15 protein-coding genes are annotated in these 20,106 nt (G+C 55.4%); 11 read left to right on the top strand and 4 right to left on the bottom strand.

Going from position 1 to position 20,106, the window contains the following annotated elements; translation table 11 throughout:
* Nucleotides 1-239: 239 nt before the first annotated feature.
* Together NB063_RS29725 and NB063_RS29720 are read right to left on the bottom strand one after the other, a co-directional pair.
* The gene (locus NB063_RS29725) at nt 240-1,175 is read right to left on the bottom strand and encodes a sugar transferase (RefSeq protein ID WP_250932991.1); all 936 of its coding nucleotides are present in this window, start codon (nt 1,173-1,175) and stop codon (nt 240-242) included.
* Nucleotides 1,172-3,544 (bottom strand): GumC domain-containing protein, encoded by a 2,373-nt coding sequence (locus NB063_RS29720; RefSeq protein WP_250932989.1) that lies wholly within the window; start codon nt 3,542-3,544, stop codon nt 1,172-1,174. Before NB063_RS29720 ends, NB063_RS29725 begins: the two co-directional genes overlap by 4 nt.
* Nucleotides 3,545-4,089: 545 nt before the next feature.
* Between NB063_RS29720 and NB063_RS29715 the strand changes: the two genes are divergently transcribed.
* A complete protein-coding gene (locus tag NB063_RS29715; RefSeq protein ID WP_322975330.1) occupies nt 4,090-4,593 on the top strand; it encodes a hypothetical protein in 504 nt (167 codons plus the stop codon).
* Between the two features lie 36 nt (nt 4,594-4,629).
* Here the strand turns inward: NB063_RS29715 and NB063_RS29710 are convergent, their stop codons facing one another.
* Both NB063_RS29710 and NB063_RS29705 read right to left on the bottom strand, forming a co-directional pair.
* Nucleotides 4,630-5,493 carry a hypothetical protein gene (locus tag NB063_RS29710; RefSeq protein ID WP_250932987.1) on the bottom strand — a complete coding sequence of 288 codons (864 nt, stop codon included), beginning with the start codon at nt 5,491-5,493 and terminating at the stop codon, nt 4,630-4,632.
* Between the two features lie 5 nt (nt 5,494-5,498).
* On the bottom strand, nt 5,499-6,425 hold the full coding sequence (locus tag NB063_RS29705) for a hypothetical protein (protein ID WP_250932985.1): 927 nt from the start codon (nt 6,423-6,425) through the stop codon (nt 5,499-5,501).
* 332 nt (nt 6,426-6,757) lie between these two features.
* On the opposite strand from NB063_RS29705, the gene NB063_RS29700 reads away from it, so the two are divergent.
* The 10 genes from NB063_RS29700 to NB063_RS29655 all read left to right on the top strand — a co-directional run bounded on the left by NB063_RS29700 (nt 6,758) and on the right by NB063_RS29655 (nt 19,993).
* The gene (locus NB063_RS29700; protein ID WP_250932984.1) at nt 6,758-7,135 is read left to right on the top strand and encodes a GntR family transcriptional regulator; all 378 of its coding nucleotides are present in this window, start codon (nt 6,758-6,760) and stop codon (nt 7,133-7,135) included.
* 35 nt (nt 7,136-7,170) lie between these two features.
* Nucleotides 7,171-8,091, top strand: coding sequence for an ABC transporter ATP-binding protein (locus tag NB063_RS29695; protein ID WP_250932982.1), 921 nt, complete (start codon nt 7,171-7,173; stop codon nt 8,089-8,091).
* On the top strand, nt 8,088-10,247 hold the full coding sequence (locus NB063_RS29690; protein WP_250932980.1) for a hypothetical protein: 2,160 nt from the start codon (nt 8,088-8,090) through the stop codon (nt 10,245-10,247). Before NB063_RS29695 ends, NB063_RS29690 begins: the two co-directional genes overlap by 4 nt.
* A gap of 180 nt (nt 10,248-10,427) precedes the next feature.
* The gene (locus NB063_RS29685) at nt 10,428-11,681 is read left to right on the top strand and encodes a putative DNA modification/repair radical SAM protein (protein ID WP_250932978.1); all 1,254 of its coding nucleotides are present in this window, start codon (nt 10,428-10,430) and stop codon (nt 11,679-11,681) included.
* 30 nt (nt 11,682-11,711) lie between these two features.
* Nucleotides 11,712-13,100: a UdgX family uracil-DNA binding protein gene (locus tag NB063_RS29680; protein ID WP_250932976.1), complete on the top strand. Its 1,389-nt coding sequence runs from the start codon at nt 11,712-11,714 to the stop codon at nt 13,098-13,100.
* A gap of 40 nt (nt 13,101-13,140) precedes the next feature.
* A complete protein-coding gene (locus tag NB063_RS29675) occupies nt 13,141-14,178 on the top strand; it encodes a ligase-associated DNA damage response exonuclease (RefSeq protein ID WP_250932974.1) in 1,038 nt (345 codons plus the stop codon).
* Nucleotides 14,175-15,770: an ATP-dependent DNA ligase gene (locus tag NB063_RS29670; protein WP_250932972.1), complete on the top strand. Its 1,596-nt coding sequence runs from the start codon at nt 14,175-14,177 to the stop codon at nt 15,768-15,770. The genes NB063_RS29675 and NB063_RS29670 overlap by 4 nt, the downstream gene beginning before the upstream one ends.
* 77 nt (nt 15,771-15,847) lie before the next feature.
* On the top strand, nt 15,848-18,328 hold the full coding sequence (locus tag NB063_RS29665) for a ligase-associated DNA damage response DEXH box helicase (protein WP_250932970.1): 2,481 nt from the start codon (nt 15,848-15,850) through the stop codon (nt 18,326-18,328).
* Between the two features lie 132 nt (nt 18,329-18,460).
* A complete protein-coding gene (gene pdeM, locus NB063_RS29660; protein WP_250932968.1) occupies nt 18,461-19,150 on the top strand; it encodes a ligase-associated DNA damage response endonuclease PdeM in 690 nt (229 codons plus the stop codon).
* Between the two features lie 423 nt (nt 19,151-19,573).
* On the top strand, nt 19,574-19,993 hold the full coding sequence (locus NB063_RS29655) for a hypothetical protein (RefSeq protein WP_250932966.1): 420 nt from the start codon (nt 19,574-19,576) through the stop codon (nt 19,991-19,993).
* The last annotated feature ends 113 nt before the right edge of the window (nt 19,994-20,106 follow it).

The raw sequence follows: 20,106 nt of genomic DNA, 5'->3' as shown, positions 1-20,106 counted from the left end.
GTCTCAGGGGCGTCGCTGATCAATCGCCATCAGTCAGTCGTTTTTAGCTAGCGATGAATTGGAATCGATCGTAATCGCCGCTCGCGAGGACCATAGATCGTCGGAGCGATCCACGACAAACGGACGACCCCGTCAACAGCGACTCGCTTCGGTCAACTAAGACTAGCAACTTCGTGCCGATCGCCGTGTTGGTTCAATCCAATTGCCGTGAACAGCGGTGCTTCAGCCACGCGCCGGGGCTATCCAGCAAGTGAACGGCTAGGTTTTGACGCGTGGACGTCGCGAGAATCGGCGGTCGACTGAGGGGCCAACGTCTTGCAGGATGTCAGCGTACGATGCGAGACGGGCTGAGTCTCTGAATGATCGCGATCCCATTTCTTCAGCAGCATGCTGATGACATGGGGGAACGTTTGCAGAAATAGACGGCAATCGTTGAAAAAAGTAGCGGAGTTGATGTACTTGATGTCCAGTTCGATCTTGCCTTTGACATCGCAGACGCAGCGATCGTATCCGAGTCCAAGTTGTGCCAACCCAGTGATGCCGGGGCGGACACGAAGACGCTCCAAGTAGGTCGGTAGTTCTCTGGACAACTCGTTAACGAATTCGGGTCTTTCCGGTCGCGGCCCGACGAGGCTCATGTCGCCAGCAAGAATGTTTATCAGTTGCGGAAGTTCATCAAGGTGTGAACATCGGAGCCATTTTCCAAGCGTGGTGACGCGGGGATCGTTGCGATCCGACCATACTGCACCCGTTTCCTTCTCAGCGTCGGATCGCATCGAACGGAATTTCCAGATGCGAAACAGCTTGCCGTTTTTGCCGACTCTGGTTTGGCGATAGAAAACGGGGCGTCCTTGAGAGATCAATGTGAGTGCAGCGATCAGGATCATAATCGGTACTGCGACAATCATCAGCCCTGCCGTGACGATAAACTCGATCAAGGATTTGACACGAAAGTAGGGTGAGGGCGTGGCAAATGAAGACCTGGAATCACTTGCTGCGTCGATGCGGAGACTTCGCAGTCCATCCTTGCCCGGGTCGGCAGCGGCTAAACCAAAAATCGATTGTGTGCGGTTTTGAGAACCCGAGCCTTGGGGAGGATGTAAATATGCGTTTTGCAACTGCCCGGGTTTGATTGGCGGGTCAAAAATGATTGGTCCTGAGTAAGTATGACTCATAAAATGGAATCCGATTGGGGCTTCGGAGAAGGGGTGGGTTGGGGAGGTTTCGTATTGGCGACAACCTGCTGTAGCTCGTCTTGCATTGCGGCAATGTTTTGCTGCATTTCAGCTTCGTCCATGGCCGATGGCGTGGCTGAGACAGAGGGGCTGGCAATGTCAGATTCGTTGCTTCTCGCACGTTTAAGGGACGCAGGAGTCCCAATCCGGATCTGCGGGATGCCCACATCTGTGCCTTGCACACCGAATGACGCCGGAAGCAAAATCGTTCCAGCAATGCTGAGGCCGGTCGAGTCGAGTTTTTCGTGGCAGGTCGCCAAGTCGCTCCATCGCGTCAAACCGACTATCGCCGACAGCACGATCAGTTCAGCTTGTGCAGCTACCAAAAGGCTCTCGCCGGAGGAGCACAATGCCGGTCCGGCGATAACAATCGCATCGTAGTAGGGACGAACGACTTGAAGAGTTGCCTGTAAGGTTTGCGGGTCAATCCAAGTGCCCGTCGATTCGTTCATTCCGCTGGGCAAATAATCGAGGTCCGGATGACACGTTTGGATCACATTCCTCATTGTTTGGTCAGGTGCCCCGGCCAGTTGTATAAGGCCAGGCTGTGATTCAGTGCCGAGTCGTTTCCCGAGTCGTTCGTTCGTCACGTCGCTATCGATCAACAATGTTCGCCGCTGGTAACCGGCGAACGCGAGTGCGATCTGCAGTGCCGCGTTCTCGTGAGGTTCGTTGTGGGTCGCACCAGTCACCAGTAATGAGGGGATCTGGCGTTCACTGGGAGCCAGCAACATCAACCGCGCGGCAGTTTCTCGAGAAGCTGCCGAAGTTGCATAACGCTCACCACTCGCAGGCGAATTCATTTCACCGTCCCTGCCAAACACAGGATGATTGGAGATCGCGGTTACGGCGTCGCTGTGACGAACCAGGCAGCTATGGTATTCAGACAGTCCGACAACAAGGATTACCAACAACCACCCCAACCCGAACGCACCAACACTGGCCTTGTAACGTCGCGAATGATTCGCGTGCAGTGGAAAGTCCGCCAGTTGCATCAGCACTGCACGCGGTTGGGACTGGCTTTCAATCTTTAACTCTTCCAACGATGCCCAAAGCTCGTCGGCAAGTTTGGACTGACGGTCAACGCTGTGCCTGGCCACTTCGAGGTCAACACCATTGCGTCTTTGATTGCCCTCGACGCTAGAGTCGATCTCGGCCATGCGTTCTTTTAAAAACTGGCATTCCGATTCGTTCAGCTCGATCCTTTTCTGGATTTGAGCCAATTGGTTGGCGGGTAGACGATCCGCGACGTCGGTAACTGGTCCCTGTAAATTGGCTTGTCCCAAAGACGCGTTTGTGTTTGTGGAAGCCTCCGACGGTTCAGCATTTTCTTGTGCCTTAGTCAGCTCAGACAATTGAGTGACATAGTCTTGGCGTTGTTCCAGCAATGGGGCCAATCGCGGTGTGTCTGGTTGAGCCGCAATCCGCCGAATTTCGCTGATCTTGGTATCCAGAACATTGATGCGATATTGCAGGCTGGCGATCTGAGGCGAGGGGATGGGCTGCACGGGTGCCGGAATCGTTTTTTGCACAAGTGGCGTGATCGGTGGTCGGGATTCCATTTCAGAAACACGCGTTTGCTCGTCCGACAACATCGCTTGGAGTTCGTTTCTTCGGACTTGTGCGGCACGCAGTTGTTGGGCGTAGTCGCGATATGCCTGCATCTTGACCTGGTCACGCATAGCGAGAGCCTGCGTGTCCGATGAGCCCAGTTCGGAAGCGACTTTATTCAATTGTGCCCATTGCTCGCCGAGCTCTCGTTCGGCGGCACGTGCTGCGTTTTCGAGTTCGGCTCTGCGTCGATTACGATCCGCGATTGATCGGGAGGTAACTTCGTTTAGGTAAGCTTTTGTTACGGCAACACTGGCCGCATACGAGACATCCGCGGAATGGTGACTTGCGCTAATGCTCAGTATCTCGGCGCCAGCCTGTGTTTCGGCACTCACCAATCTACGCAGCCATGTCACGCCTTCAGCGACTGAGGGTGCCGTGTAAACGCGTTGCAAATCCTCGTCCTGCAATGCTTTCGCTAGCACCTGTGGCGATAATGCGAGTTGTGATTGAGCGCGAAAGTAGGCTAAGTCTTCCGATCGTGACGTTTGGGCTGAAAGAACGACATCTTCTCTTTGCCGCACACGAACATAGCTCTCACTCTGATATGTTGCCGTGGTCATGAGCCAGGCCGCGATCGTGAACCCGACGCTGCAGATGCAGCCGAATACCAGCGTTCGCCGCGGTCGATGGCGGCAAGCAATCACCAGTTCGCTGAATTCAGGAAGGCCTGAACGCGGGGCTGATCTGTTTCGCATTGTCTCTGGATCTTCTACACCACTTGCCTCGGCGTTCATCGTGCGGCTTGAACCGGTGCGAGGCATGAGGAATCGATCGAACGAGGGCACAACAGGTAAATGAAGGCACAACAGAACGAATCATGTAGGCCGTTGGTTGTAAGTCGTCATTGTGATCCAATCATGCCTAGCGAAAACGGATGAAACCGAACAGACGGAACAAACGTAATGACCGATACCCTTTACCTGGATAGACCTGGGTATACCGCGCTGAAGGTTAACGCTCACTGTCAAGCGATCCGCTTCGGATCAAATGAAGATTCCTCGCGGCAGTAATAACGCCAAGACTCGCGCAGAGGCCGATGCGAGTGGTAGCCACGTGTCTTGGCAAGTAGCAGAGCGTGAAGATCCACCCGATGCGGCTATCGAATTAGCTGATTTCATTCCGGTGCTGGCAAGACGGGCGGTTACAATCATCGTCAACACGATGCATTCACTGGCACTTGATGCTGTGAAGCTGCTGGCGGTGAGCCGTGGCTTCCAGGTTCGGAAACGAAGGACACAATTTGAAACGACGCATCGCTCACTTTTTCGCACTGCTCGTTGCATCATGGATCGTGATGACGCTGACTCACGAAAGCGGACATCTGATCGGTGGAGCGGCCAGTGGAGCGACGCTCACGGATTATGACGTGGTTCCGTGGCGAATGCCGTACAGTCTTCACGCACCCGACCCGCATCCGCTGGTGACGCTTTGGGCGGGTCCGGTCTTAGGCGTGCTTTTCCCTCTCATGTTCGCGGTACTGGTTCGCCGCTCATGGGGATGGTTCATCGCAGACTTTTGTCTCATCGCCAACGGTGGCTATCTTGCACTCTCGTGGATTTCTGGAGACCACTTTCTCGACACCCCGCGACTACTCGCCGCCGGTACGCATCCGCTGTTTATTATCGTCTTCTGTGTCTTGACGATGGGACTCGGGTACCCGTGGTTCCGTTCCGACTGTGTTCGTGTCTTGACGCCGCACACTGACAAGACCGATGAAGGGGTGTCGGAGGCAACCGAGATATAGGGTGAGCGACTCCGAATGGATCTGAGGTGTTCGGAATTAATGGCGGTGAGATGCGAAGACCGTTTGGTACTCACGCAGGTGCTCGTCGACTTCCCGTGAAAGCATCCGGCCGTTGAAGTGTCCGCCCAAGACCGTGGCGTAGTAGATCGGCATCGATGCCGAAGGAGCAAACATTCCAAGGGAACTGCCCACATAGGTTCCGTATGCCGGGTAGAGAACCCGATTGGCTTCGATGATGCCCGCACGATCGCCGCGAGAGTACAGATAATCCATCACGTCTCGCGAAGCGACGGTTTCATGGTACAGCGGTGTCCACAGATAGATCAGGCCATACGTTCCCGGGTATTTCCGCCTCGCAAAATCTTTTGCATGGGCGAGTTCGTGCAGCGCAATCGCCGGGACGTCGCTGTAGAGGTGAATCGTTTGCGTGAACGGGTTGAAGTGATCGCCACCGATTAATCGACCTGGAAAAATCGCTTCGCCTCCAACCGCTAGCAATCCGAGTGTGTAGCGATAGGGCCAAGCAACGGTGCGGTTCATTCTTAACCGACGGAAGTCCTTCAGCGGTGCGTACTGATTCATTCGCACCTTCACGTGCGCGAGTTCCGCCGCTTGCATGTAATCGGCTGTCGTTTCGATCGTCCGTTCCGTGATGTGATGGTTATCGATGCGACGATCCCACAGTAGCAATTTGCTGGGGATCCCCCAGACCCAGCCCGCACCGTCGAGCCACCAGATCGGTCTGCCAACTTCGATCTCGGGTTCGTTGACCTGTAATAATTCGGGCGCGATGTTGCGTGGTCCCATCGCGATCGGCTTGGGTGAGATCACGTGGCAACCGCTGAGCACACAAGGCAAGCTCAAGATTAACAGCGTGTAAACGGATTGTCGAAAATTCATGGCGATTAGAAGTCTCTCCACAATCCGAAGGAGACACCGATGAGTCGAGCGGTCGAGGCTTCGTCTGCCCATCCCCAGGTATCGCGGGCCTGCGCGACGCCTCCGACGACCATCCCGCGAGCGCCGACTTGTAAATACGTCATGTTCGCGATCCGCCATAACGCGTCCGCATGGGCGACGTAGGTCGTTGCGAACTCAGCGTTTCGTTCGGAGAATTTGGCGAACGATCCGTCCATCCGCACTCCACTCTGATCAATCAGGCTGCCCCCAATTCCACCCGACAGGCCCGCGGAGAAAACGAATGCCCGCCAATCCCAGTATCCCGTTGCCGAGACGTCGAAGGTGACAACATGGTTCTCGGCTACCGCCAAATCGTCGAAAGTGTTGGAGTCGAACTCATCGCCAATGTGGGTGTAACGCACACCGAATGTCGTTTCGCTGCGACCACGTAGCAGCAGATTGGTCCATCCATACCCGGCCCTCGTCGTCAGCAGTTCACCGTGGTTGGAATAGATTTTGCCGGGGTGAAACTCGGTGTCTCCGTCACCGGTGACGCGCAGCAACGAAAACTCACCGATATTTCCTGCCTGTGAAACACTGGTGGGCGTTTGGTGGGAAAGATATAGGTGGAAACCTGAATTGAAGTCTGATTCCACCGTCGAAACTCGCTCGGTACCGGAATCATTCCACCGTAGATCGATGTCGTCGTCGCGATCCACCACCACGCCTTGCAACGTCCCCGACCAAGCGGGAGTGGAGACTGTGTACGCTTGGCCCGCGATCACCGGATACTCTTTGACCCAGTCCGACGAATTAATAGTCAGTGGTGGCTCTTCCGCGAACGTGTTTCCATCCGCCAAAGCGACAGCTAAAAACGCTGCGATCCCAACAGGAATCAGGACCCGTCGGTAATGCGTGGCGACGACAAGCAAAGAGAGCTCAACGAAGTGTGTTTGGGGGAGATTCGACCGGTTGTGGAATCGACGGATGCGAGATTGGATTTACCTCAATGGACAGCCCCACGGCAAGCCCGTTGCATGCGGCGCTAAGACGGTGTGAAGACGATGAGTCGATGCGTGAAACTCGCCCGTTGTCGGACGTATTCGTCATTTTGTCGATGTCGCGGTGCCATTTCAGATTCGCTCGACGTATTGCGCGGTCGCGAAGCGAGGACGCATATTTTCGTGAAACTCTTGATTCTTGTTCTGTACTGCTGTACTGTGGTTAGTAGTACAGTGAAACGTTCGGGTGAGAAAGGTGAGTGATGCAGATACGAGTGATCCCTGGCAGTGGTGCCGCGATCTATCGTCAGATCGCTGATCAGGTTCGCCGGGCGGTCGCATCAGGGGAGCTTTCGATCGGTGATGCGATGCCGAGCGTTCGCGAGTTAGCGAAAGAACTCGTGGTAAACCCCAACACGGTCGCGAAGGCGTATGCCGAGTTGGTTCGTGATGGTGTACTCGAAACGCAGGCCGGTCGCGGGGCGTTCGTGGCCAAGCGACGGAACGTTTTTTCAAAAGCGGAGCGTTTGAGGCGACTGGATGAGGCCTTGGAAACGGCCGTCAGTGCGGCTGTTCTGTTGGATTTTTCCAGCGATGAAATCCTTGCTCGTATGCGGGCCAAACTCGACAAATTGAAGTAAACCGAGTGATTCCTGATTGAAAGTGGAGCCCCGAAATGCCTGATTCTGCCGTGGTGCGAACTCAACGTTTAACGCGCTATTTTGGTTGTCACGCCGTCGTGCGGGATCTGGATTTCGTCGTCCCACGCGGCAGTGTTGTGGGCTTGCTTGGGCTCAATGGTGCTGGCAAGACGACAACCATCCGGATGCTACTCGGCTTTCTCGACCCGACCCGCGGGACCTGCGAAGTGCTCGGCACCGATAGTCGGCATCTGACGCCGCAGACGCGTTGCCGGATCGGTCATACCGTGGAGGGCCACTTTCTCTATCCGTGGATGCGGGTGCGGGAATGCGAGCGATTCGGACGCGAGACTCATCGCTCCTGGGACGGTTCGCTGTTTGAGCGATCCGTACGGCGTTTCGGATTGGATGCGGAGGCAAAAGTGTCGTGGCTCAGTCGCGGGCAGCGTGCGGGCGTCTCGTTGGCGTCCACGCTCGCGGCTGATCCCGAACTGCTCATCCTCGACGATCCTGCCTTGGGGCTCGATCCGGTCAGCCGCCGAGCATTGAATGAAACGATCGTCGAGTTCAGCGAGTCAGGTGATCGCACCGTTTTGTTGAGCAGCCACCTGCTCGATGACGTCGAGCGGGTGGCGGATCGAGTTGCTTTGATGGTCGACGGACGCATGCTCGTCGATACCGCTCTCGATGAGTTTCGAGGCCGCGTCGCCGCATGGGTGATCGATGGCGATGAGGATCCGACGAGGGAGCATTCGATGCCTGGTCTTGTTCATTGCCGTAGTCTCGGGAATCGTTGGCACGTGACGGTAGCGGATGCGGACGAGAAGACGCGGCAGGCGATCGAGCAATGGAACGTGAATGCCGAATCAGTGGAAGTGAGTTTCGAGGATGCGGTGCTCGCCTATCTATCACGATCACGCGTGGGGCATTCGTTTTACACAGGAGCCGCGTCATGAGACCGTTGATTTGGAAAGAACTGCGTGAGAACGTCCGCTGGATCCCGATCGGTTTGTTCGTCATCACCGCGATTTGCTGGATGGTGCATCCCACGCGTGTCGGGAATAACGCGTTGCTCGCAACGGAGTTGGTGACGCATTTTGCGATTGTTACGCCGTTCTTAGCCTTTGCACTCGGTGTGGTGCAGTCCTATCGAGATCTCCAGCCCGCCGCTGGAGCGTACTTGAATCATCGCAGCGTCACATCGAGTGATGTGTTCTTCTCGAAAACCATTGCAGGCTTTTCACTATATGCCGTTGCCATTCTCTTGCCCGTGTTGGGGCTGGCGATGTGGGTGGGATATCAAGGATTGTGGTGGACTCCGATGCGAGCCGCCCAAGTTGTCCCGGCAATGGTGTTTGCGTTCATTGCGTTTGCCTTGCATCCTGCCGCGATGTTGATGATGGCACGCGGCGCCTCGTGGTGGGGAACGCGGTTATTTCCAATCGTTCCGGCCGGAGCGGTGCAGGTGGTCTTTTTCGGCTACCTACACAACGGCGGACTCGCGGTGGCGGGATGGTGTCTGCTCGCCGCCTTGCCAACGCTCGCTTGGATGATGTTGGTTGCTAATCAAGGATGGCGGGAACTGTCATCGGATCCGTCGGCAGAGACGTCCAACCCCAGGCTGAGTCGACGTTGGCTCTTGCCGACTTACATGCTCGTGGGAACAACGCTGTGTCATGTCGCAGGTGTGATCGGTGCGATAGGAGTGTTTGAGGACCTAACACGATCGCGAGTCTATGTGCCCGTACCCTTCGCGACGCTTGCGGTGGCAGACGATTCAGGTGAATTGTGGATGACCACAAAAATACAGCAGTACGATGCGACGATTGGCAACTACACCAATCAGGTCCTCGGGGGCGAACGAGTTGAAAATGGGGGCAAGATCGATGCACAGGCTGACGACGCGATCGGTAAAGAGTTTCGAGATTTTTCTAGTCTCTGGCCGCTGGAAGCGACTTACTGGAGCGGTGACGGATTCTTCACTCAACCCAGCAATGCGCTCGGTTCGTCGATACTGTACGCCTACGATTCGCGTGGATATTTGTTGGGATACCAACAGTTTCCGCAATCGCGATGGGTTCAAACGATCGCTGCAGATGGCGTTTACGCCGCAGGTGATTTCTCCGGGAGGCCGTTTCAGCAAGATCCGCTCGGTAACGGATGGCGGTTGTTTTCGACGTTGGTCAATGAGGGATATCTGGGGCCGCTCGTCACGTCGAAAGGCGTCATGGTGATCGAGCAAGATCCGGTCGGTTTGCGCACGCTCCTAGAACAGGACATCGAGATGGGCGCGGTGATTCCCACACCCGCTGGAAAGGCACCGAGGCTGATCCTGGGCATCGGAAACCAGTTGCACGAGTATCGATTAATCGATGAAACCGGGAGTGAAGATTGGTATGTTGAGCCTGATTTGAATAGCAATCTGCAGGCTCGGCAAACTTCGAAATCGCTGAAGCTGAACGTCGAATGGGTGCGAACGTTTGACGTTCCCGAGTCGCTGACTCACCTTGAAATGCATTCCGTCGCCTGGGCTCCCGAAGAACTGTTGATTTGGCAAAACACCCGTCGATGGGATGATGTGGACGTTCTTAAATTGCGGCCGAATGTACCGGCGAAATTACTGAAGTTTTCAGTCCAACCCGAGTCGGTACCGGCCCCGCACGAAGACAAGTTCAGCATGACCATGGTCGCATGCGGGTTCTTGCCGGGTGCGTTCTACCTGCTTTTTCTAGCGATTTCGGCTTGGATGGTCCTCACCGGGCATCCGTCGGCGGGAACCCCGTTCCCGGAAATCGCAGCAAATCCGATTTCGGCTTCGACTGCATTGATTTCTTTTGTGTTCGTGATGGCACTCGCGTTCTGGCTGGTTCGTCGAGTCGCATATCGGCGAGGGCTGAGTTCGCGGCAAACTCGTTTGTGGATGTGGGCCGTGCCGGCGGTCACGCTGGCGGCGCCACTGTCGATGGTTGCGATGTATCGCTTGGTTCACCGAGAACCCTGCCCGTCGTGTGGGCAGCCCCGCCGAGTGGATTTGATCCGATGTGAACACTGCGAAGCCGATTGGGTGCAACCGGAAACCGAAGGCATCGAAATCGTCGATCGGGTCGCCTAAATGCCGCCAGCGGTGTGGGTTACGACAGATCGTCGAACCTGCGGTTTTTGGGAACGGGAAATGCTTGCCTGCTTGGTTCGCCAGTCGCTGTGATTGTGTCGAATGCCCGCGGTTTGGTGGTTGCTCTTGCGTCGTTTCGGCGGTTAGTAGACCTCCCGATCACTCTTGCCAAGCGAATGCATGGAAGTCCGAGAAAAACTAGCCATTTTGGCCGATGCCGCGAAGTACGACGCTTCCTGCGCCAGCAGCGGATCCAAAAAAACGCGTGCTGACAGCTTAATCGGCAGCACCGAAGGCATGGGCATCTGCCACAGTTACACGCCGGATGGCCGATGCGTGTCGCTGCTCAAAATTCTGCTTACCAATTACTGCATCTACGACTGCCAGTACTGTGTCAATCGCGTGTCTAGCGATACGCCCCGAGCGAGGTTCACCGTTGATGAGGTCGTCTCGCTGACGATGGAGTTCTACAAACGCAATTACATCGAAGGGTTGTTTCTCAGTTCCGGGATCATCCAGAACTCCGACTACACGATGGAGCAGATGATCTTGGTCGCCAAGCGGCTTCGCACCGACCAGCGATATGGCGGCTACATTCATTTGAAAACGATCCCGAACGCGTCGCAGGCTTTGATCGAAGAGGCGGGACAGTGGGCGGACCGTTTGAGCGTCAACATCGAGTTGCCGACCGAAGGCGATTTGGTTCGGCTCGCTCCCGAGAAAAAGAAGCCACAGATCGTCTCGGCCATGAGCGGTATCCGCGAGAAAATCGACGAAACCAAACAGGAGGAAAAAGCCGGGTTCAAACCACCTCGGTTCGCTCCGGCTGGCCAGAGTACGCAGATGATCGTCGGTGCGACTGAAACACCTGACATCGACGTTCTCAAGACGGCCTCGGATTTGTATTCCGGACAAAAGCTTCGTCGCGTTTACTATTCGGCATACAGTCCGATTCCTCATGCGGATGCGCGATTGCCCGGTCAGTCTCCGCCACTGATTCGCGAGCATCGTTTGTACCAGGCCGATTGGCTGATGAGATTCTATGGTTTTGATGCCGAAGAAATTGTCACCGAACACGATTGCAATCTCTCATTGGAAATTGATCCGAAATTGGCGTGGGCGCTCGCGAATCGTCATTTCTTTCCCGTCGATGTGAATCGCGCGAGTTACGAAGAACTGTTAAGGATTCCCGGGATTGGTGTCCGGAATGTGAAACGTATTCTAACTCTTCGGAAACATCGCAATCTGCGATCCACCGATTTGCGAAAGTTGCGTGTGGCATGGAATCGTACCAAAGCATTTGTGCTGACCGCGGATCATCATCCGGGCGTGCGTGATTTGGATCGATTGAATCTCAAAACGAAGGTCGCAACGAAAGACAAGCAGTTGCTGCTGTTTGATGCCGCCGGTTCTGCACTCAGTGGCGAGGTATAGCACGGTCGGTTGGACCGCTGCAGCATAGGCATGGAACGATTTGTCTCGATCGAAACGTATGAACAATGGCGGACCGAAGCCCGTCGGCTGCTCGGTGCCGGCATCGCACCTTCGGACGTGCATTTCTCGACACTTGATGAACAACCGACACTGTTCGCGGACACCGAGTCGGTGTCGAAAACGGCTCGGGCAAACGTTACCGTTCCAAAATCATTTCTCGAAATCGCTCAGACCGTCGCCTGCCATCAGAGTCCTGTCCGATGGGAACTGTTGTACCGAACATTATGGCGATTGACGCACAACGAGCCGGCGTTGCTGCAAATGGTGACGGATGACGACGTCCACGAGTTGCACCAAATGAAAAAAGCGGTGACGCGGGACGTTCACAAGATGAAAGCATTCGTCAGGTTCCGCAGGGTTGCCTCCGCACTCGAAGAAACCTACGTCGCTTGGCATCGCCCCGATCATCGTATCGTAAGCCTTGCCGCGCCGTTCTTTGCTCGCCGATTTAAGGCGATGAATTGGTCGATCTTCACGCCGATTGAGTCTGTCGTTTGGGATCAACAAACGTTGCGATACGGTGCAGGCGTCCCGGCAAGCGAAGTGTCGGATGAGGATTCTCTCGAATCGCTTTGGAAGACTTATTATGCGTCGATCTTTAACCCGGCTCGCGTGAAAGTCGCGATGATGAAACGTGAGATGCCGGTTCGGCATTGGCAGACGCTCCCCGAAGCTTCCATCATTCAAGACCTGTTGGATGACGCCCCACAGCGAGTCGCTGACATGATCGAACGGAACGAAGGTTTCGCGGATACGGCTACGAAGTTTCTTCCGCCTCAACCGGATTTGGATTCCTTGGCGTCGGCGGTCAATTGCTGCGAGGCCTGCGACTTGCATCAATTCGCAACGCAGGCGGTTTTTGGGGAAGGGCCTCGCGACGCGAAAATTGTTTTGGTGGGTGAGCAACCGGGTGACCGTGAGGACATCGCGGGCAAACCGTTCGTCGGTCCTGCGGGCGAGTTGCTTGATCGCGCATTCGCCGAATTGGAAATTGGTCGCGACGAGGTGTACATCACTAATGTGGTCAAGCATTTCAAGTTCACCCAGCGAGGGAAGCGACGACTGCACAAGAAGCCCAACTCACGCGAAATCTATGCGTGTCGCCCGTGGTTGGAAGCGGAACTCGCCGCTATTCAACCTCATACACTGGTGTGTTTGGGAGCGACGCCTGCCCAGGCCTTAATCGGACGCGACTTTCGCATCACCGCTAGCCGAGGTGTCGTGCAAGCGACCGAGTGGTGTCAACGCACGATCGCGACGTGGCACCCGGCCGCTATCTTGCGAATGCCCGATGCAGCGAGAAAAGAGCAAATGTTCCAAGAATTCGTCGGGGACTTGGCCAAAGCGAATGCTCAGTAACACCGGACCCCTCGGATACTCAAGCTGACTTACCCAGTACGTGATTTCTTCCATCATCCAAACGACCGATCGCGGACTTTATTGTCCCGCGGGTGACTTCTACATCGATCCTCGATCTCCGGTCGATCGTGCGGTGGTCACCCATGCGCACACCGATCACGCGAGGTGGGGATGCAAGCGTTATCTTGCTGCCCAACGCAGCGAGCATCTGTTGAGGATGCGGATGAACCATGACGCTGAGTTTCAGTTCCTGCCCTATGGCGAGTCGATAAAAATTGACGGCGTTGATGTCAGTTTTCATCCTGCCGGTCATATGCTGGGGTCGGCACAAGTGCGGCTCGAACATCGCGGCCAGGTCGCGGTGGTGACTGGTGACTACAAACTCGGCAACGATCCGACCTGTGAATCTTGGCAACCGCTTTCCTGTCACCTGTTGGTGACCGAGTCCACGTTCGGGTTGCCCGTTTATCGCTGGGAAGATGAACAGACCACCGCCGATGCGATCAACGATTGGTGGCGAGAGAGCCGCGACGAGGGCAAGTGTTGCGTATTGTATGGTTATGCGGCCGGCAAAAGCCAGCGATTGCTCGCGAGTCTCGATCCTTCCATCGGACCGATTTACACGCACGGCGCCGTCGAGAAAGGGAATGAAGCGTATCGCAAGACTGGCGTCGATCTTCCCGAGACGACATTCGTTGGTTCGCTCGAACGCAAGCACGATTTTACCGGCGGTATCGTCGTCGCCGTGCCTAGCGCCAATGGCACTCCGTGGTTGCGGCGGTTCGGGCGAACAAGCACGGCGATGGCGAGTGGTTGGATGGCAGTTCGGGGGGCCCGACGCCGCCGAGCTGTCGATCGCGGATTCGTGGTCAGCGATCACGTTGATTGGCCGTCATTGCTGAAGGCAGTGGAGTTGTGTGACCCCGAAACCGTTTGGGTCACCCATGGTTATTCCGCGACCGTGGCTCGGTATCTCCAAGAGCTCGGCCGTGAGGCTCACGTGATCGACTCACGCACTCGCAGCGAAAACGATGAAGACGGTGCTCAAGCCAGCGGTGTCGAGGGCGAAGGATCATGATTCGCTTTGCCGAACTTTATCACGCACTCGACTCCACCACGAAAACGAACGAAAAGATTGCAGCGATGTCGTCGTACTTTGTCGCCGCTCCGCCGCTCGACGCTGCCTGGGCAACGTACTTTTTGTGCGGCAATAAACTTCGACGCCTTGTGCCGACGAAACTGCTCCGAGCGTGGGCGGCCGAAGAAGCATCCATCCCGTCGTGGTTGTTAGACGAATCCTATCACGCTGTTGGCGATCTGGCCGAAACGCTTTCTCTGGTGGTGCCGCCTGGCGAAATCAGAACGGATGAGTCGCTAAGTTACTGGGTCGAGCATCGGCTGCTCCCATTGCGTGCGCTCGATGAACAGACTCAGCGACAATTCGTGGTCGAAATCTGGAAGGAAACACCAGCGAAGCTGCGTTTTGTTGTGATGAAGCTAATCACGGGAGCGTTTCGTGTGGGCGTTAGTAAGCGACTGGTGACGCGGGCGATTGCTCAACAATCCGGAGTGTCTGCTGATGTGGTATCTCATCGATTGATGGGGAACTGGACTCCAACGCATGATTTTTTTGCGAGCCTCGTTGATCCTGACGTGCAAGACACGCTGGCTAGTCAGCCGTATCCGTTCTGTTTGGCTCACCCCCTTAACATCGAGGAAGGCCCTCAGCCGATCGGCGATGCCGAACAGTTTGTTGCCGAGTGGAAGTGGGATGGAATTCGCGGACAAGTGATCCGGCGATCGGGGCAAACTTTCATTTGGTCACGTGGTGAAGAGCTGATGGAGAATCGTTGGCCAGAGATCGAATCGGCAGCCGAACATCTTCCGGACGGAACCGTTTTGGACGGCGAAATCCTGGCGGTCGCCTCTGACGGGAACGTTCTGCCGTTTGGGCAATTGCAGCGACGGATCGGTCGCAAAACAATCGGCAAGAAACTGCTCAGCGAAGTACCCGTCGTTTTTCACGCTTTCGATCTGCTCGAACATCGTGGAGTTGATATCCGCCAACAAAGATTTGTGAAGCGGCGTGGTCAACTCGAACAACTGTTAGGCGATTGCGACCACCCGCATTTGAAAATCACTGAATTGGTTTCGGGTGAGTCCTGGGATGAATGGGCGGAGGTGCGTGAACGCAGTCGAGACGTCAACGCGGAAGGGTTGATGTTGAAACGAAAAGACGCCGCCTACGATGTTGGACGGGTTCGCGGAACATGGTGGAAGTGGAAAGTGCAACCCTTTACGATCGACGCTGTTCTGATCTATGCACAAAAAGGTCACGGGAAACGAGCCAGTTTGTTTACCGACTACACGTTCGCGTTATGGGACGGTGATCAGTTGGTTCCGTTTGCCAAGGCCTATAGTGGACTCGACGACAAAGAGATCCGGCAAGTTGACCGTTTTGTACGGCAAAACACCAAAGACACTTTCGGTCCAGTTCGAAGCGTCACGCCGACGCTCGTGATGGAGTTGGCCTTCGAGGGGCTGCAGCGGTCAACGCGGCATAAAAGTGGCGTGGCGACCAGGTTCCCTCGGATTCTTCGATGGCGACATGACAAGAAAGCTGAAGACGCCAACCAGCTCGGTGAATTATTGGAAATGTTAGATGATTGAATGGAGATGGGTTGGCTAGTTGTGACTCCGCGACTGACTCCACGTCGACGAGCCGAAAAAAGCGTTACACGAATCACATGCACAAACTTCCTGTCGAAACGCCAACGAAGATCGTTGATCGCTATTTCGAATCGATTGGGTGGAAACCTTTTCGATTTCAGCGATCGGTGTGGCGTGCTTACCAGGACGGCCAGAGTGGATTGATTCACTCGGCAACGGGAACCGGTAAGACACTCGCCGCCTGGATGGGGCCACTGCTGCGATGGCTACAGGAAAACCCCGATCGGACTAAATGGAACCCCAAACGGTCGCCGTCGGTGCGCGTGCTTTGGGTCACCCCGTTGCGGGCGCTCGCCGGTGACACGGAGGCGTCGCTGCGTGAACCGTTGGATGCTTTGCAGTTGCCATGGCAATTGGAGTCTCGAACGGGCGACAGCAAAGCGAGTGCGAAATCTCGCCAAATGAAAAGACTGCCTACGGCCCTGGTCACGACGCCGGAGAGTCTTTCGTTGATGTTGACCCACGAGCGATTGTTGCCGCAACTCGCTGGTGTCGAAGCGGTCATCGTTGACGAGTGGCACGAGTTGCTGGGTACGAAACGTGGCATCCAAACCGAGTTGGCTCTCGCGCGATTGCGGCGACTCAATCCGCAGCTTCGTACTTGGGGATTGTCGGCTACGCTCGGTAATCTCGAACAAGCAAAAGACGCACTCGTGGGTGTGAATCCGACCGGAACGGTGCGGATTATCGAAGGCTACAAGAAGAAACGTATGAAATTGGAGTCGATCATTCCGGCTCGAATCGATCGGTTTCCCTGGTCAGGGCATATCGGCACCAAAATGGTCCCTCAAGTGGCAGATCGCTTGGACCAAGTCAACAGTGCGTTGGTGTTCGCGAACACTCGATCGCAAACCGAACTCTGGTATCAACATCTGCTGCGGCAACGTCCCGATTGGGCGGGAAAGATCGCCTTGCATCACGGTTCACTCGATACCTCGGTTCGACGCTGGGTGGAAAATGGACTGCGCGATGGTTCGTTGCGAGCGGTTGTTTGTACCAGCAGTCTCGACCTCGGCGTTGACTTCACCGCCGTGGACTTGGTTCTGCAAATAGGCAGTCCCAAGGGGGCCGCCCGATTGTTGCAGCGGGCTGGTCGTAGCGGCCATCAACCGGATGCAGAAAGTCGTCTCGCGTTTGTGCCGACGAACGCGCTCGAATTGATCGAACTCGCCGCTGCCCAAGACGCAATTCGCAAGGGGTGTTTGGAAGCACGGCCGATGCTGAACAAGCCGCTCGATGTGCTCGCACAGCATGTGGTCACGGTCGCGATCGGTGGCGGTTTTGTATCCGGAGAACTGCTCGAGGAGGTGCGGTCGAGCCGAGCGTATGAGTCGCTGACCGACACGGAATGGAAATGGATTCTCGATTTCGTCGTCCATGGCGGCAGTTCGTTGACGGCCTACCCAGACTTTCATCGCGTGGAGCAAGACGGTGATCGATACGTGGTCACCCAGCGACGGACGATGACGATGCACCGTATGAATATCGGCACGATCGTTTCCGACGCTTCGATGAAAGTGAAGTATCAAAAAGGTGCGACGCTGGGTAGTGTTGAAGAGAGCTTTTTGTCAAAACTCAACGGTGGTGACAAGTTTCTCTTTGCCGGCAAGCTCGTTGAACTCGTTCGCGTCAAAGACAACGTCGCTTACGTCAAACGTGCCAAGGGGCAGCCCGATTCGGTGCCGCGCTGGATGGGTGGACGAATGCCACTTTCGTCCGAACTGAGCGCCGAGTTGCGGTTAAAAATCGAGCAAGCCGCCGATGGGCAATTGGTCGGTCGTGAGATGCGAGCTTTGGAGGGGGTGTTCGAACTCCAATCACGGTGGAGCACTTTACCACGTGCCAACCAATTACTGATTGAACGTGTCGAAACACGAGGCGGGCATCAGTTGTTCGTGTTCCCTTTTGAGGGGCGTTTGGTTCATGAAGGATTGGCGGCAGTCTTGGCGTATCGGATTTCAAAATTGCAAAAGACGACGTTCACTATGGCGTGCAACGACTATGGGATCGTATTGCAATCACCGCACCGTGTTGAATTGGAGACAGTCGTCGATGTAAACGTGTTTTCGACGGAGAACCTTTTCGGTGACATACTCAGCAGCATGAACTCCACCGAAATGGCCAAACGGCAGTTTCGACAAATCGCACGCGTGGCAGGGCTAATCCATCCCGGATATCCCGGCCAACGCAAGAGTACCAGTCACGTCCAGGCGAGCAGTAACTTGTTCTTCGACGTGTTTCAGGAATATGACCCCGACAATCTGCTGTTAGAACAGGCTCGACGTGAGGTGCTGGAGCTGCAGTTGGAGTCGTCGAGGTTGTTCGCGGCTCTGGAACGAATCGAGAACAGCGAAATTTTGGTCCGGGAACCGCCAAAGGTGACACCGCTCGCCTTTCCTTTGCTCGTCGATAAACTGCGCGAACGCGTCAGTAGCGAGACGCTCGGTGAACGGATCGCCCGGATGCAAACACAACTTGAAAAAGCGGCTGATGAGTAGGCGAGCGATGGCTAGTTGCGTAATGGGTTGGTCGATCCTCTTCGCCGGAACGCAAAAAGTTGCGGCTGGGCAATCAGATTCGCTTTGTCCTCCAACCACATCCGAATTGATCGACTTACGGAAGTAAATGGAATGCCTGGAGTCGTTGACATAAACCTAAACGGAGTTGAGTTGACTCTTTGCTGGCAGGGCGGGCTGTACTGGCCGGACGAGAACGTTCTCTTCGTAGCCGATACGCATTTTGGCAAGGAGGCGACGTTTCGACGACACGGCATTCCGGTGCCAGTGGGCAGTTCCAAAGGGACGCTCGCGGCGATTGATTCCCTGCTCGAGTCTACCCGTGCGAGTCGGCTCGTGATTCTTGGTGACATGTTTCACGCCCGTTCGTCATTGTCTCGTGATGTCATTACTGCTCTCGAATCGTTTTTTGCACGGCATCGTGATTTGGTGACGACACTTGTGCGCGGCAACCACGATGCCCACATCGGTCGACTCCCGGTGGAGTGGCCGATCGAAATCATTGATCCGTACGAGCGGATCGGTGATGTCGTGATGACCCACCATCCGCAGCCGATTCCGGATGATGCGTCGTTGCTGGTGTGTGGGCATTTGCATCCTGCAGTCCGTGTATCAGATTCCATCGGCACATTACCGTGTTTCCACTACCGAAGCGGCGTGCTGGTCTTGCCCGCGATTGGACGTTTCACCGGCACGCACGTCGTCGATCGTGGTCGCGATGACAGAGCCTGGGGGATCGCAAAAAATGAGGTTTTTTCTGTCCCATCGGGTTCTCGTCTGTATCGCGAAACGAGGGGGAATTGAGATGACCTCGTACGAAGTGAACTTGAGGTTGATTTGCGTTTTTGCGGGCTGGGCTATTTCCGGGGCTACCTGCGATCGAGGCTGAACGCGGCGTGGATTTACAGGGGAAATACCGCGTGGCGGGGAACAATCGGACCGGTAACGTAGGCAGACGAGACGAAGGAATTCGTCGTGCGATATCCGTGGTGAGATTGGCTTGCCCGAGTTGGCTGTTGTTGATATATCCCTGCTCGCAAACGCTGGCTTTAGCCGAACCGACTAGACGTATCGCTCGGTTGGGCAACAAGTTGCTCAACGGGGATTCGGGCCTCGTTCGGCAGTCAATTTCCTCATGACGCGACATCGGATTGAATCAAACGCACCATGGCAAAATCCCAGAACAATACCGAAACTCCTCCTGAAGACGAACCCAAACAAGAAGCTGTGGCAACCGAAGAGGCGGTAACCGAAGATGCGGCCAAGTCCGACGACGTAGCGGAAAAGGAAGCACCGGTAAAAGCGGCAAAGGAAACGCCTGTGAAGACGACGCCAGCCGAGAAAGAGAAGCCGGCTAAAGAACCGGTGAAAGAAAAACCAGCCAAGCCGACCAAAGCGTCGTCAACGACAAACTCTGCAAAGAAGGACACTCCAACTCGCTCGAAAAAAGCAGCGAGCGGTGCCAAGAGCGGATCATTGCTGCCTACGGAACATCAGCTCGAGAACTTGAAGGCGGCAGTTTTGGCAGCGGGAAGCGTGGAGAACTTGCTGCTAATTATGGAGCACGTTGAGGAAGCTGGTGGCAAGGCGGAAGTCGAAGAAAGTATCGAGGCCTACCGGGTGTTAAAAACTGTTCTAGATGAGTGACTTTCAGCCGCAAGATCGAGTACGCGAGTGCAACGGTCGTTTTGCCGTGAATTCCGCGAGGTAACGTTATTCGCAGTCGTATCGACAACTAGGCCTGAATCAAGCGAACGCTT

It is taken from the genome of Aporhodopirellula aestuarii (assembly GCF_023701485.1).
In the GTDB taxonomy this organism is placed as follows: Bacteria; Planctomycetota; Planctomycetia; order Pirellulales; family Pirellulaceae; genus Rhodopirellula; species Rhodopirellula aestuarii.
This window is presented reverse-complemented; position numbering and strand designations above follow the sequence as displayed.

Excerpts from the sequence above, each read along its gene's own strand:
- NB063_RS29725 (WP_250932991.1), bottom strand. The coding sequence starts at position 1,175 with ATGAGTCATACTTACTCAGGACCAATCATTTTTGACCCGCCAATCAAA.
- NB063_RS29720 (WP_250932989.1), bottom strand. The coding sequence starts at position 3,544 with ATGCGAAACAGATCAGCCCCGCGTTCAGGCCTTCCTGAATTCAGCGAA.
- NB063_RS29710 (WP_250932987.1), bottom strand. The coding sequence starts at position 5,493 with ATGAATTTTCGACAATCCGTTTACACGCTGTTAATCTTGAGCTTGCCT.
- NB063_RS29700 (WP_250932984.1), top strand. The coding sequence starts at position 6,758 with ATGCAGATACGAGTGATCCCTGGCAGTGGTGCCGCGATCTATCGTCAG.
- NB063_RS29695 (WP_250932982.1), top strand. The coding sequence starts at position 7,171 with ATGCCTGATTCTGCCGTGGTGCGAACTCAACGTTTAACGCGCTATTTT.
- NB063_RS29690 (WP_250932980.1), top strand. The coding sequence starts at position 8,088 with ATGAGACCGTTGATTTGGAAAGAACTGCGTGAGAACGTCCGCTGGATC.
- NB063_RS29685 (WP_250932978.1), top strand. The coding sequence starts at position 10,428 with ATGGAAGTCCGAGAAAAACTAGCCATTTTGGCCGATGCCGCGAAGTAC.
- NB063_RS29680 (WP_250932976.1), top strand. The coding sequence starts at position 11,712 with ATGGAACGATTTGTCTCGATCGAAACGTATGAACAATGGCGGACCGAA.
- NB063_RS29670 (WP_250932972.1), top strand. The coding sequence starts at position 14,175 with ATGATTCGCTTTGCCGAACTTTATCACGCACTCGACTCCACCACGAAA.
- NB063_RS29665 (WP_250932970.1), top strand. The coding sequence starts at position 15,848 with ATGCACAAACTTCCTGTCGAAACGCCAACGAAGATCGTTGATCGCTAT.
- pdeM (WP_250932968.1), top strand. The coding sequence starts at position 18,461 with ATGCCTGGAGTCGTTGACATAAACCTAAACGGAGTTGAGTTGACTCTT.